The sequence below is a fragment of the Lacrimispora sinapis genome, from assembly GCF_043633585.1.
GTDB classification, from domain to species: domain Bacteria; phylum Bacillota; class Clostridia; order Lachnospirales; family Lachnospiraceae; genus Lacrimispora; species Lacrimispora sinapis.
Genome location: NZ_CP141832.1, coordinates 1,107,263 through 1,120,644, shown reverse-complemented (window position 1 = coordinate 1,120,644; position 13,382 = coordinate 1,107,263). Strand labels below are relative to the sequence as shown.

Genomic DNA, 13,382 nt, shown 5'->3' with positions numbered 1-13,382 from the left:
AGGCGGCAGCTGCCTTTTCACTTTAATTCATTAAGAACGGCTGATGAACTCTTTCAAATAATCTTCAATTTCCTTTGTGGTTGCAAAGGACATGGCCTTATCTGCTATTTCCTGTAACTCCTTGGTGCTGTATCCGGTAATCAGCTTTCTTGCATTCAAAATGGCGGAAGCACTCATGCTGAACTCATTCAAGCCAAATGCCAGAAGCAAAGGAATCATGAGCGGGTCACTGGCCGCTTCCCCACACATCCCCACCATAATGCCTTCTTTTCGGCCGCATTCGATGACATGACGGATGCTTCTTAACACTGCAGGGTTTAACGGAGAATACAAATAAGAGACTTTATCGTTTCCACGGTCTACGGACATGGTGTACTGTGTTAAGTCATTGGTTCCTATGCTGAAGAAATCAACTTCTTTTGCAAATACATCTGCCATCAGAGAAGCGGCTGCTGTCTCCACCATAATACCGATCTGGATGTCTTTCTTATAAGCAATCCCTTTTTCATCCAGTTCCTTTTTCATCTCTTCCACAAGTGCTTTTGCTTCTCTGATCTCCTCAATACAGGTCACCAAAGGCACCATGATTTTAATATTTCCAAAGGCACTGGCCCTTAAAAGAGCACGAAGCTGAGGCTTATATACATCTTCTTTGCGGTCTAAGCAAAAACGAATGGCCCGATAGCCCAGGAATGGATTTTCATCCTTGACAAGCCCCATATATGGAATCTCTTTGTCTCCGCCAATATCTAACGTACGGATAATGACCGGTTTGCCGTTCATGGCAACTGCAACCTTTTTGTAAGCCTCAAACTGCTCTTCCTCGGTGGGCATGGCTGAACGGTCCATAAATAAAAATTCAGTACGGAACAAGCCAACGCCTTCCCCGTCGTACTGCAGAACTTTTTCCACATCTTCCGGTTTTCCGATATTGGCTACCAGTTCAACCGTAACACCATCTTTGGTAATGGTTGGCTTTCCGATATACTGCTCAAGCTCTTTTTTCTCTTTTAAGAATTTCTCTCTTTTTGCAGCATAGTCTGCCCTGACGGATTCTTCCGGATTGACAAAAACGGTTCCGTCGGAACCATCTAACACAACATCATCTCCGTCCTTGACCTTGCCCAAAAATCCCTCCAATGCAACAACCGCAGGAATTTCCAAAGCTCTTGCAAGAATTGCACTGTGAGAAGTCTTTCCACCCAGCTCTGTCACAATTCCGGTCACATTGGCCGGATTGATTCCTGCTGTCATGGATGGCGTTAAATCTCTGGCCACGAGCACACTTCCCTCCGGAAGGGCGGCAATATCCACAGAGCTTACGCCCAGAAGGATCTTCTGGATTCGTGTCTTAATATCACGCATATCGGTAGCTCTCTGCTGCATAAGCTCATCGCCCATAGAAGCGAACATATCTGCATACGTGTTGCATACGGTTTCAACCGCATATTCACTGCTGACTTTTTCCCCCGAAATCGTAGTCTCAATCTCACCAATCAGCATAGGATCAGAAAGGAGAAGGATATGTCCGTTTAAAATCTCCGCTTCCTTTTCCCCAACTCTTGTTGCCAGATCCTTAGACAGGGCCTCTGTTTGCTCCATGGCCTGCTTTACCGCTGCCTGAAAACGGACTTTTTCTGCTTCCGTATCTTCTACATTTCCTTTATTAATAACCAGTTCTGTTTCTTCTACGATTACGGCTTTCCCAATGCCGATTCCCGCAGATGCATTTGTTCCTTTAAACATTGCATTTCCTCCTTATTAATTATTGTAATGGCATCTATTCGCCAAGGCCTTCCTCAACAGCCTTGACCATGGCCGCCAGAGCTTCCTCTTCATCCGCCCCCTCACAGATAAAGGTTATCTCATCGCCGCTTTTTACGCAGGCGCCCAATACGCTAAGCACGCTTTTTGCATTGGCAGTGGTATTCTTAAAACGAAAACTCACTGTGGATTTAAAGTTCATGGCTTCCTTACAAAGAATCCCTGCCGGTCTTAAATGAAGACCAGTTGGGTTCTTTATAGCAACTTTAGCGCTGACCATACTGAATTCCCTCCCTTTCTTCCTCATTCTCTCCTTGAAAAGAAAGAACAGTCCTTCTATTGCGACTCCGTCGCTTCTGTTGTTGATGCTGTGGAACTTTCAACCGTTGCGGCTGCCGGCTCTTTAAGAGCCAGCGTCACATTGAACGGTGTATAGCTAACCACTTCAAAGCCTCCAGAAATCTCAAATTTCAAGACTCCCGGATTTTGTCCGGTATGAAAATTTGTAACATCAAGAATCGCATTCAGTTTATTTATATCCAGAGAATCAAGATCCTCTTTCAATCCCCTGATGGTGACATCTGAGTTTTTTTTGTCGAAGCTGTAACCATAATCAGCTTCCATCCCCAATTTGTCCAGACTTTCCAAGTCCAGTGTAAATGTTCTGGTCGTCAGCGGTTCTACTTTGAGTTTCACCGTAACATTTTTATATTCATTGCCTACAACGGATGTGTTGGGAGGCAGATATTGGCTTAGATCGAGATGGACGATTTTATCCCCAGTCGCACCGCTGATGTTTAGCTTATCTGATGCAACCGATAACGTGGACAAGGAGGCAAGAACGGATTTGGTTCCGACTACCGGCACAGACTTCACACTGCTTTCCACTCCTGTATACCGATATCCTTTTGCCACTTCCCCAGTCACTTCAAAATTCAAAGACAGATTTTTCGCCTTCAAAATAGATACATGGCATTCTATCTCATGAGGGCTGACGGTTATCTTATCTCCAAAATCCAGTTTGTTGCCGTTGGCATCATAAAGGACCGGTGCCGCAGTCACATCAAAATCTGCATTCTTATTCTCTACATCGACCTCCACGCCCACATGGTTGATCTGGCCTACAATGGATTCCGGGCCTTCTACCGTCACACTGTCCGAAGAAGGAAGAATGGGGCCCCAGGCATATCCCTCCTCAGGATTGCCTTCTGTTTTGACCTGTAAGTCAAATTTCTTACGCTGCAGAGCTTCCGTATCCACCCGCAGCACCATCGGCTTTGCGGTAATGGCATCACTCTTGACAAGATTTTCCTTATCTTTATTAATCTCAACCGTAACCGGAACGGCTCCGGTCACATTATAATCCTTTAAATCAACATACGCATGAAAGTCCGAAGCTTTCACAAGAGAACGGTCCCTTGTTCTTACCTGATAGCTGACAGTCACCACATCTTTGCCCACAATCTCATAAGTCAGATTATTGGCTTTCAGCACATTGGCATTGCGGACCTCAACAGTAACCACCTGTGAGTCATCAACAATCGGATTGGAGATATTGACAATTGCCATCCAAACGGCAAAAGCAAGCACCAGGGACGCAACCTTCAGACCAAGATTATTTAGTATCTTTTCCTTCATTCTTCCGCCTTCCCTTCAAAATCCTGAATCTGCTTCCTTCCTCTGCCGTCTGCTTCACCTCTGAAAGCACAGACCGCAGCATATCAGCATCTGTGATTCGTTTCAAACCGCCTTCAAGCGCCACCGTCACCTTCCCGGTTTCTTCCGATACAACGATGGTGATGCTGTCACTGACTTCACTTACGCCGACGGCCGCCCTGTGCCTGGTTCCAAGATCCTTACTGATGGTCATATTATCAGACAGCGGAAGATAACAGGTCGCAGCAGTCACACGATTGCCCCGGATCACGATGGCACCGTCATGAAGAGGGGTGTTATGCTCAAAAATATTGATAAGAAGCTGACTGCTGACAATGGCACCAACTTCGATTCCTGTCCGTTCAATTTCTTTTAAAGAATCTCCCCGTTCAATAACCATAAGGGCACCGGTCTTCACCTTGGCCATTTCAAAGGTGGCCTTTACCACTTCATTGAGGGTCTTATCGGTAAAGCCCGAATTATCTTTTCCATCGTCAAAGGTCAGGATTCCGGTAAAGGGATTCTTGCTTCCCAGCTGTTCCAGTGCCTTTCTTAACTCGGGCTGAAAAATCACTATCACCATGGTTACTGCCGGAGTCGCAATCTTATTCAGTATCCAGAGAAGGTTATCCAGTCGGAACACATAAGCAAAGACGTAAAAAAGAAGGATTACTACGATCCCCTTAAGAAGGGTCCATGCCCTAGTATTCATGATCCAGGTCAGCAGCTCGTACAGCAAAAACGCTATAATTATGATCTCAACCAGGTTTGTTTTTGAAATCCTGGGAAGAAAGGATACCCAGGAATACATTCCATCTAAAAAATTCGCCATCCAATCCACCTCCCTTTGATTTCTTCGCTACCTTTGCGGCTTTTGGAGTTTTGTGGCATTAATTTTCTGAACCTTTACATCAGGCGTGCTGACCGTCAGCTTGGGAACTGCCTTGACGTAATAATAATAGTCGTCATCTTCAAATTGTACGTATTCTGTCCGGGAATAATCCACTGCAAACACAAAAAATGTATAAATCGCAGCAATCAGGATGGAAACCAGCATTCCCAGCAGAAGCCGGATGACGGAAACAGATACATCCAAAACAATATCACCGATAAATATAACACCAAGCTGCGTAATGGTTCCCCCGATAATAGCTATGATCCAAGAGTAATCCATGGATAAATTCCGTATGATCACTACAACAATCAGGGACAGGGCGAATGCCGCAACCATAAGCAGCATCTGTTTATTAGCCAGCAGGCTGTTCATCAGCTGCATAAACTTCTGCACCGCGTCAACAGACATATCATTGGTCAGAACCCCTGCGTTCTGCTTCACATACAGCAATGTATAATAAATAAAAACACCGCAGCTTACAGGAATAACAGAAATAACGCTTCCGGAAAGCCCCACGATCAGCGGGATCGCATATGGGATTCTCAAAAGGAAAAAAATCGGAGTCAGCACCAGAAGATAGCTGTCACCAGGCTGAAATCCGTAATAAAGAAGTCCCACGACCAGGAAAAAAATGGCCATCACCAGAGTGATCTCAATGGAAATCCCAGACAAATGGAGCAGCATGAATCCGGCTGAGAGAAATGAAATGGCTCCATAAGGCAAAAAAGAGCACACCAAAGCCAGAACCAGCGGAACAAAAGGTTCTGTCAGTTTTGCGTTAAATCCAATATTGCCGTTCATCAGGAAAAATGCCATACAGCTGAATATAAACTTGATCACAGGCGTCACATAAATATCAAATCTGGCGTAAAACTCTTTCAACCGCTCTTTTAGTACAAGAAGGCCCATCATAATGTCCGCCCTCCTTTTGTTCTTTTTAAAGGTCTGGTATTCCCTTCGTACCGCTTGTCCAGTCTTTTCAGTCTGGATAAGTATACTTTTCCCGCACGGGCAGCATATTCATACCGCTTTCTATATACCAGAAAGCTGATTCCCAGGTAAATCACCAGTCCTGTAAGATAAATGATACCGACCCGTATTCCGGTGGCAGTCAATACCTTAACATCCATCGTAGTAAGCCATCGTTCCATATAATACAGTCCCCATAACACAAGGCATAAAACAAAGCTCAGAGTGTAACTGAAAAAGGACTGAAACAGTTTATTGCCGATATAATCGCCTTTGAAATATCGGTTAATGGAAAAGATCCTTTTTCCCTCATGCTTTTCAAACCTGGCAAGACTGGTCATTATTTTTATTTTCTCTTCACTAAGCATATGGTTTTCCTCACTATACCATAAGATATCAATTTATTATAGCATAGAACTTAAGACTTTGCGAGTCAAATAAGGAATTTTTATTATTTTGTAATGAACCGGGCCGGCTTAACTTATCCGCGCCATTCACCAGACATTGGGCTTCCCCTCAATCATAATACACATCTGATTCCGGAAAATAAAAGAATAGCGCAGCGGTCACGCTGCGCCTGATTACTCATATCTTAAAGCATCAATGGGGTCTGCTTTGGCAGCTTTTGAAGCGGGATATATCCCGAAAAATATGCCTACCAGAGCGGAAAAGCCAACTGCCACCATGATAACAAGCGGCTTAATGACCACATGCATACCAAGCAAGGTTCCTCCCAGCAATACAATACCTGCTCCTGCTGCAATTCCCAGAATCCCTCCAAATGCAGAAAGAATGGCTGATTCCGTTAAAAACTGCACCAGCACATCCGTTGTTTTTGCTCCAAGGGCCTTACGGATTCCAATTTCCCTGGTCCGCTCAGTAACCGATACCAGCATAATATTCATAATGCCGATTCCACCTACCAGCAGAGAAATGGCTGCAATCCCTCCTACGGCTGCCGACAATCCGACCATCACCGTATCCACACTTTTCATCTCGGAAGCCGCTGAGTAAAAGGTTATTTCCTCTTTGTTCCGGTTCTTTGTTTTGGCCACATAAGCCGAGAATTTTGTCGCAAAGGCGTCCATATCGGTTCCTTCTTTTGCGTACACGCGTATGTTATAAATGCTGTCATTGGGCCAGGTCAGCAGTGTGTAGGGAAGATAACCTGCCTTTGTTTTGCTGGTTCCCATCATCATGGCTTCAATCGGTGTCTGATCCAGCCGGTACACGCCTACCACATTGAAATAACTGATTTCTCCATAAATGGTGGTGCGGAACGTTTTTCCTACCGCATATTCCGTACCAAACAGCTCCTTAGCTCCCTCTGCTTCCAGGACCACGTTATTTTTCCTCGCCTTTATGTCGCTTTCATTCAAATTGCGCCCGGAAATAAGATGGATTTCATTGACATCGGGATAGTTGGCATCTATCCCTTCAAAATTATATTTTACCTTGGTGCGGCCATTAATGGCTTCTGCACTATAACTGGGACTGCTGTCAATATAAGCGATCTCATCCTTAAATACCTCCTTGATCCGGTCGATTTCATCAAGCTTGAAATAATCCCCTGATCTCATATCTTCCCCATCCTGGGGCGAGACATACACATAGGCAAGAGTCATTCCCACATTCTTATAAAGGTCGGACACCATAAAACGCATGGTATCGCCAATGGATACAATGGCAATGACAGCACCGATACCGATGATGATCCCAAGCATTGTTAAAAAGGACCGCATCTTGTTGGCCTTGATTGCCTGTACCGCCATACTCATATTTTCAAATAGCATGATGCCTCCTCCTTTTACTCATAACGCAATGCCTCGATGGGATCTGCTTTGGCGGCCCTGGAGGCCGGATAGAGACCAAAGAAAATACCTACCAGAGCGGAAAAGCCAACCGCCAGCACCACCACGGCCGGATTGACCACCACCGTCATTTTCAATAAAACGCCGCCGATCTTTACAAGAGAAATGCCCAGAATGATTCCGATGATGCCGCCGCTGGCTGATAAGAATGCCGATTCAGTCAAAAACTGGATCATAATGTCTCTTGTTCTCGCTCCCAGGGCCTTTCGTATCCCGATCTCCCGGGTCCGCTCTGTGACAGAAACCATCATGATATTCATGATGCCGATTCCGCCTACCAGAAGGGAAATGGCAGCGATCCCGCCCACGGCCGCCGACATGGCGCTCAGCTGAGCATCCGCACTTCCCATTTCTTCCACAACCGACTCCGCCCTGATTTCGGATTCCGGCCTGTTTTTCAGCTTGGCAACGTATTGGGTCATATCAGCCATCAGCTGTTTCATATTCACTCCGTCCCGGGCGTAAAAATTTAAATTCTGAAAGGTATCATTGGGTTTGACCAGTACCGTGTCCGGAATAAATCCAGACTGGGTCTGCCCGGTTCCCAGCATCATGGCTACCATGGGAGAAAGGTCTTTGTGGTAAACTCCCACCACCTTATATTCCTGGGTCACTTTTTTCACTGTCATCCGAAACGTTCGTCCCACACAGTCTGCAGTTCCAAAAAGCTGAATGGCCCCTTTGTCTTCCAGAACCACATGATTGAGAGCACCTTTTACATCCGATTCATTGAAAAACCGTCCGTAAATGATATTCACAGGCTGCACGTCTCCATAGTTATAATCCACTCCCTGAAACTGGTACTTGACCTTTCTGCGTCCATTGACTGCCTCTGTTTGTTCTCCTGAACTGCTGTCGATGTACTCGATCCGGTCCTTATAGATTTCCTTGACCCGTTCCATCTCATCTCTCGTAAAATTGTCAGACAGACGAAAATCATCCACTCCCCAGTACACCATGATGATGCCCCGGTTAAAGCCGATATCTTTATAGGCATCCGCAAATAAGTTTCTCATGCTGTCCCCCACCGCCGCAATGGCGATCACAGCACCGATCCCGATGATAATGCCAAGCATGGTCAAAAAGGACCGCATTTTATTGGCTTTTATCGCCTGAAAAGCCATACTCATGTTTTCAATCAGCATGACGCCCCTCTTTCTGCATTGCGGCGGCTTCCTCCGGCGTTAAGTTTTGAGGAATATTGGGAGTGTCGCTTACCAATTTCCCATCCCGAAACCGAATGATCCGCTCTGTAAATGCTGCGATATCTTCTTCATGAGTTACAAGAACCACCGTCGCCCCTTCCTTATGAAGCTGGGAAAACAATTCCATGATTTCCACAGAGGAAGCCGTATCCAGGTTCCCCGTAGGCTCATCGGCCAGTATGAGGGGCGGTTCATTGGCCAGTGCCCTGGCAATGGCCACTCTCTGACGCTGTCCTCCGGAAAGCTCATTGGGCATGTGCTCATACCGGGTTCCAAGACCTACCCGGTCAAGCAGCTCCAGCGCCCGCTTTTCCCTTGCTTTTTTTGAAATATGGGCATAGGTCATCGGAAGCTCCACATTTTTAAGCGCCGATGTACGGGATATCAAGTTAAAGGACTGGAATACAAACCCGATTTTCCGGTTTCGGATGGCTGACAGATCATCCGGCGGAAGGTTGGCCGTATCAATGCCATCCAGATAATAATGGCCCATGGTGGGACGGTCCAGACAGCCTAAGATGTTCATAAGTGTTGATTTTCCGGAACCGGATTGTCCCATGATTGCAACAAACTCTCCCCGCTTGATCGTTAGATTGATCCGCTTTAAACCCAGCACCTTAATGGACCCGGTGTCATAAACCTTTACCATATCCACCAGTTTTATCAAATCATCATTGACATTTTCCGTTATATAGGACGGAAGCTTTTCTTTCTTTTTCCACATGCTGCCTCCCCCTTTACTGAGCAGACGGAGCAATCACCACCGCCATCCCATCCTTTAATAAATCAGAAGGAGTATTTATCACCTGCATCCCCTCCTTTAGGGCACCTTCTTCGACCGGGATGATTTCTGTTTCAATGTCACTTTCCACTCCGGTCTTTACAGGAATCATCTTCACCTTATTCTCTTCTGCCACAGCGATCGCCATGGTTCCGTCAGGCTTCTGGATCACGTTAGAAAAAGGAACGACCCATACGTTTTCCGCCCGGTTCAGCTCGATCCTTGCTTTTGCCGTGATACCTGCAATCAGCCTGCTGTTCTGATCAATGATCCGTATGGTGGTAGGAATGACACGTTCTGTGGAGCCGTTGCCTTTTTCTTCACCGGTGGGGGAGATCGAAGTAACCTCGCCCTTTACCACTTCTCCGTTTAAGATGTCGGCAGTGATTTCTACCGGCTGGCCGATAGCCACCTTTCCGATGGAATATTCACTGACGTTGATCTTCATTTCCAGGACATCCAGATTGTTGATGATGAACATGGGTTTATCATCGTCGGTTTTATCGGCAAAACGTCCCACTTTACAGTTTACACGGACAACCGTTCCGGCAATGGGGCTTGTAACCTTTGTATTGGCAAGTGCTTCTTTTTTCTGTTCTACTTCAAAGGCTTCTTTTTCAATCTGAAGAGCATAGGATTCGTTGGCTACCGGTCTTCCGTCTTTTAATGTGTATGTATTCATCTGCCTTCTGGCATCCTCCATGGCATTGGAGGCGGTTTCTAATTCCACCTGGGTAGCACTTCCCGCCTGAAACAGCGTCAGGGTCCGGTTATAATTCGCTTTTGCAGTCTCATAATCCTGCTTTGCCTTGGAATATCCGTTTTCAGCCTCCCGCTGTTTGTCCTGATATGTGCTGACTGCTGTGTCATAGGCATTTTGAGCGATATCCAGTTCTTTTTTCGCATCCTTATCATCTAAGACAGCCAGTACCTGGCCCTTTTCCACCCGGTCCCCTTCCTTCATGGGCAGTTCCAGGATCTCTGCGTGAAGGTTGGAAACCACCTCCACACTGTCCGTTCCCTGAACAGGTCCGCTGACCGAAAGTTCTTCGACCACGTTTCCCTTCTCCAAAGGAGATACCGTAACCATCATAGCACTGCTTCCTCCTCCTGCTGCTTGAAAAACAAGGAAGAGACCAAAGAAAGCCACCACGCCTATGGTGATTATCTTTCTTTTTTTGCTCCATTTTTTTCTTCCTTTTTTTTTCTTACTTCCTCCGCTTTCCTCTTTCATCAGATTCTGCAGTTCTTTGTCAAATTCTTCATCGGGCATTGGCTCCGCCAGCGATTCCGCTTCCAATGTTCCGCCATTTTCTTTGCCTTTTCGCTTAAATAGATTCATTCCTTTGTCCCTCCTGGTTCATACATTCTTTTTTTCATTATAACGGGTGTTCACAAGATTTTTAAGTATAAATTTCTTATAATTTTCTAAATATTTATACTTCTTACATTAAACAGAAAAATTTTCCACTTTTCTTGCAGAACCACCTTTTTTTGTTCCGGTCTCATCAAGAGCTTTCCATTCTTCGCCTGATTGTTGTTTTGCAGAGAAGGAACAAGAAAAGCCTCCCAATCCATTTTCTTGTCTGAAAACAGATTCAGGAAGCTTTTACTTAAAATATTATACACTTCTGAATTATATCATCCAGAAGTTATCATTACACACAATGCTCCGGTAGGTTTCAAATCTGGACCACTTATTGACAAAGGAACCTCTGCTATCCTTATCCATGTGGTTATATTCACATAAAAATGTATCAAAGTCAGACTTGGATTTTATTTCCAGGGCAAACCCTCTTTCATCCAGTATGGGGAGTCCGGCATATTCAAAATCCTTTAATTCGATCATATCCGCAATCGTTCCATTCCGGATCAGGATTGCGGCATTGTCTTCCACATCAACGATATCAAAAAACTCCGGATAATGGAAGCTGTCACCTCTGATAGGAACGGGATCGCCCACATGAAATGTTCTGTCTTTTGTTTTTGTTTTTGATAAAAACGCATTTTCCAGGTTAAAATAGAACTCTTCAAAAATATATCCCCCTGCCCGAATGGAATCTTTTTCAAAATAGGGTTTCTCACTTAGGGTCTCCACCTGCTCTACTACTCCACAGGCAGAAGTCATATGGCTGACCCGGTCAATCATAATAAGTTCTCCAAGGGTCTTATGCTTCTTAAATTCATCGGTCACTATTTTTTCTGAAAATTCAATTTCACAGAGAATGATTTCATTTTTAGAAACCTGATCCACCTGCAGATGATCCCCTGAATTCACATCAATTTTGTATACAATGTTCTTAATTATGCCAGGAATCATCTTGGTTCCCAATTTTACAAGATAATCCTTTCCTGCACTTAATGGCTCATCATCCATCCATAGTATGGTGGCCTGAACATTCTTTGCAACCGGAAGTTCTTCCTTGTCTGTCAAAACACAGCCCCGGCTGACATCCATTTCCCGGTCAAGCTGGAGGGTGACCGCCTGCCCCGCAAATGCCTGGGTCTGGTCTTTGTCACCAACCAGGATTCGTACCACCAAAGCGCTCTCATTGCTTGGCAGGGAGATTAATTTCTGGCCAATGTTTACGCTTCCAGACTCAATCTGCCCCTGAAACCCCCGGAAGTCATGGCTGGGACGGCAAACTCTTTGTACCGGCATATAAAAATCCGTACCTTCGTCGCTTTCTGACACATCTACGGTTTCCAAATGTGTCATTAAGATGTCTTCCTGATACCAATCCATACGTTCCGACTTTTTCGTTACGTTATCCCCTTCTGTGGCACTGACCGGAATGATTTTGACATTCTTTAAGGACAGCTCCTCTGCCAAATCCAGAATATCCTTCTTTATTTCAAGGAACCGGTCTTCCCTGTAATCCACCAAGTCCATTTTATTGACTGCAAATACAAAATGATTGATCCCCATTAAAGAGCAGATCCTTGCGTGGCGTCTTGTCTGAACCAGAACCCCCTGAGTGGCATCCACCAATATAACTGCCAGCTGTGCAAAAGAGGCTCCGACAGCCATATTCCTTGTATATTCTTCATGTCCAGGCGTATCGGCCACGATAAAGCTTCTCTTGTCCGTTGTAAAATAACGGTAAGCCACATCAATGGTGATCCCCTGTTCTCTTTCTGCCATCAGACCGTCCAAAAGAAGGGAATAGTCAATCTCTCCGCCCCGGGAACCTACCTTGCTGTCAAGAAGCAGCGCTTTTTCCTGATCTGCATATAATAGCTTGGAATCATAAAGAATATGTCCGATCAGCGTTGACTTTCCATCGTCTACACTGCCGCAGGTGATAAATTTAAGCAATCCATTCATTAAAAATACCCTTCTCTCTTTCTTTTTTCCATACTGGCCGCTCCACCGTCTTTGTCAATGACGCGGCTGGTTCTCTCTGATTCTACAGAACTTAAGGTTTCTTCTATGATCTCATCCAAAGTAGACGCTTCGGATAAAACTCCCCCGGACAGAGGATAACAGCCCAGAGTCCGGAAACGGACTTTTTTCATCTCCGGGACTTCACCCGGTTTCAGCTTCATCCGGTCATCATCTACCATAATGATATTGCCATCCCGATATACGACCGGCCTTTCGGCTGCAAAATAAAGGGGAACGATGGGAATGTTTTCCTGCTTTATGTACTGCCAGATATCTTTTTCTGTCCAGTTGGAGATAGGAAAGACGCGGATGCTCTCCCCTTTGTTTATCACCGTATTGTATAATTTCCACATTTCCGGCCGTTGGTTTTTCGGGTCCCAGGCATGAGACTCGTTCCGGAACGAAAAAATCCGTTCCTTTGCGCGGCTTTTTTCTTCGTCACGCCTTCCGCCGCCAAAAGCTGCCGTAAACCCATATTTATTAAGTGCCTGCTTTAAGGCCTGCGTTTTCATGATATCTGTATACGAGGAGCCATGATCAAAGGGATTGATTCCCTTTGCCACACCCTCTTCATTGATGTATTCGAGCATTTCGATTCCAAGCTCTTTAGCCGTTCTGTCCCGAAATTCAATCATTTCCTTAAACTTCCATGTAGTATTGACATGAAGAAAAGGAAAGGGAGGCTTCTCCGGATAAAATGCCTTCATTGCCAGATGCAGCATCACCGAGCTGTCCTTGCCAATGGAATAAAGCATGACCGGATTCTCACACTCTGCTGCTACCTCCCTGATAATATATATTGCTTCTGCTTCTAACTCATCCAAATGGGATAATCCACTCATCATCATCTCTC

12 protein-coding genes are annotated in these 13,382 nt (G+C 45.3%); all 12 read right to left on the bottom strand.

Annotated elements, in window-relative coordinates; all coding sequences use genetic code 11:
- Positions 1 to 30: 30 nt before the first annotated feature.
- The 12 genes from ptsP to cysD all read right to left on the bottom strand — a co-directional run bounded on the left by ptsP (position 31) and on the right by cysD (position 13,371).
- Positions 31 to 1,746 (bottom strand): phosphoenolpyruvate--protein phosphotransferase, encoded by a 1,716-nt coding sequence (ptsP, locus tag VIG27_RS05145; protein WP_394525816.1) that lies wholly within the window; start codon positions 1,744 to 1,746, stop codon positions 31 to 33.
- 34 nt (positions 1,747 to 1,780) lie between these two features.
- Positions 1,781 to 2,044: an HPr family phosphocarrier protein gene (locus tag VIG27_RS05140; protein WP_394527411.1), complete on the bottom strand. Its 264-nt coding sequence runs from the start codon at positions 2,042 to 2,044 to the stop codon at positions 1,781 to 1,783.
- Positions 2,045 to 2,100: 56 nt separating this feature from the next.
- Positions 2,101 to 3,402: a YbbR-like domain-containing protein gene (locus VIG27_RS05135; protein ID WP_394525815.1), complete on the bottom strand. Its 1,302-nt coding sequence runs from the start codon at positions 3,400 to 3,402 to the stop codon at positions 2,101 to 2,103.
- Positions 3,380 to 4,252, bottom strand: coding sequence for a diadenylate cyclase CdaA (gene cdaA / locus VIG27_RS05130; RefSeq protein ID WP_394525814.1), 873 nt, complete (start codon positions 4,250 to 4,252; stop codon positions 3,380 to 3,382). The genes VIG27_RS05135 and cdaA overlap by 23 nt, the downstream gene beginning before the upstream one ends.
- A gap of 27 nt (positions 4,253 to 4,279) precedes the next feature.
- A complete protein-coding gene (locus tag VIG27_RS05125; RefSeq protein WP_394525813.1) occupies positions 4,280 to 5,227 on the bottom strand; it encodes an ABC transporter permease in 948 nt (315 codons plus the stop codon).
- Positions 5,224 to 5,652 (bottom strand): hypothetical protein, encoded by a 429-nt coding sequence (locus tag VIG27_RS05120; protein WP_394525812.1) that lies wholly within the window; start codon positions 5,650 to 5,652, stop codon positions 5,224 to 5,226. Before VIG27_RS05120 ends, VIG27_RS05125 begins: the two co-directional genes overlap by 4 nt.
- A 213-nt stretch (positions 5,653 to 5,865) precedes the next feature.
- Positions 5,866 to 7,077, bottom strand: coding sequence for an ABC transporter permease (locus tag VIG27_RS05115; protein WP_394525811.1), 1,212 nt, complete (start codon positions 7,075 to 7,077; stop codon positions 5,866 to 5,868).
- Positions 7,078 to 7,091: 14 nt separating this feature from the next.
- Positions 7,092 to 8,300, bottom strand: a complete 1,209-nt coding sequence (locus VIG27_RS05110) for an ABC transporter permease (protein ID WP_394525810.1) — start codon at positions 8,298 to 8,300, stop codon at positions 7,092 to 7,094.
- Positions 8,290 to 9,084, bottom strand: a complete 795-nt coding sequence (locus VIG27_RS05105) for an ABC transporter ATP-binding protein (RefSeq protein ID WP_394525809.1) — start codon at positions 9,082 to 9,084, stop codon at positions 8,290 to 8,292. The genes VIG27_RS05110 and VIG27_RS05105 overlap by 11 nt, the downstream gene beginning before the upstream one ends.
- A 13-nt stretch (positions 9,085 to 9,097) precedes the next feature.
- The gene (locus VIG27_RS05100; RefSeq protein ID WP_394525808.1) at positions 9,098 to 10,483 is read right to left on the bottom strand and encodes an efflux RND transporter periplasmic adaptor subunit; all 1,386 of its coding nucleotides are present in this window, start codon (positions 10,481 to 10,483) and stop codon (positions 9,098 to 9,100) included.
- 294 nt (positions 10,484 to 10,777) lie between these two features.
- Entirely contained in the window at positions 10,778 to 12,469 is a 1,692-nt protein-coding gene (locus VIG27_RS05095) for a sulfate adenylyltransferase subunit 1 (RefSeq protein ID WP_394525807.1), read from the bottom strand.
- Complete coding sequence (cysD, locus tag VIG27_RS05090; protein ID WP_394527409.1) at positions 12,469 to 13,371, bottom strand: sulfate adenylyltransferase subunit CysD; 903 nt, start codon at positions 13,369 to 13,371, stop codon at positions 12,469 to 12,471. The genes VIG27_RS05095 and cysD overlap by 1 nt, the downstream gene beginning before the upstream one ends.
- Positions 13,372 to 13,382 lie beyond the last annotated feature (11 nt).

Excerpts from the sequence above, each read along its gene's own strand:
- ptsP (WP_394525816.1), bottom strand. The coding sequence starts at position 1,746 with ATGTTTAAAGGAACAAATGCATCTGCGGGAATCGGCATTGGGAAAGCC.
- VIG27_RS05140 (WP_394527411.1), bottom strand. The coding sequence starts at position 2,044 with ATGGTCAGCGCTAAAGTTGCTATAAAGAACCCAACTGGTCTTCATTTA.
- VIG27_RS05135 (WP_394525815.1), bottom strand. The coding sequence starts at position 3,402 with ATGAAGGAAAAGATACTAAATAATCTTGGTCTGAAGGTTGCGTCCCTG.
- cdaA (WP_394525814.1), bottom strand. The coding sequence starts at position 4,252 with ATGGCGAATTTTTTAGATGGAATGTATTCCTGGGTATCCTTTCTTCCC.
- VIG27_RS05125 (WP_394525813.1), bottom strand. The coding sequence starts at position 5,227 with ATGATGGGCCTTCTTGTACTAAAAGAGCGGTTGAAAGAGTTTTACGCC.
- VIG27_RS05120 (WP_394525812.1), bottom strand. The coding sequence starts at position 5,652 with ATGCTTAGTGAAGAGAAAATAAAAATAATGACCAGTCTTGCCAGGTTT.
- VIG27_RS05115 (WP_394525811.1), bottom strand. The coding sequence starts at position 7,077 with ATGCTATTTGAAAATATGAGTATGGCGGTACAGGCAATCAAGGCCAAC.
- VIG27_RS05110 (WP_394525810.1), bottom strand. The coding sequence starts at position 8,300 with ATGCTGATTGAAAACATGAGTATGGCTTTTCAGGCGATAAAAGCCAAT.
- VIG27_RS05105 (WP_394525809.1), bottom strand. The coding sequence starts at position 9,084 with ATGTGGAAAAAGAAAGAAAAGCTTCCGTCCTATATAACGGAAAATGTC.
- VIG27_RS05100 (WP_394525808.1), bottom strand. The coding sequence starts at position 10,483 with ATGAATCTATTTAAGCGAAAAGGCAAAGAAAATGGCGGAACATTGGAA.
- VIG27_RS05095 (WP_394525807.1), bottom strand. The coding sequence starts at position 12,469 with ATGAATGGATTGCTTAAATTTATCACCTGCGGCAGTGTAGACGATGGA.
- cysD (WP_394527409.1), bottom strand. The coding sequence starts at position 13,371 with ATGAGTGGATTATCCCATTTGGATGAGTTAGAAGCAGAAGCAATATAT.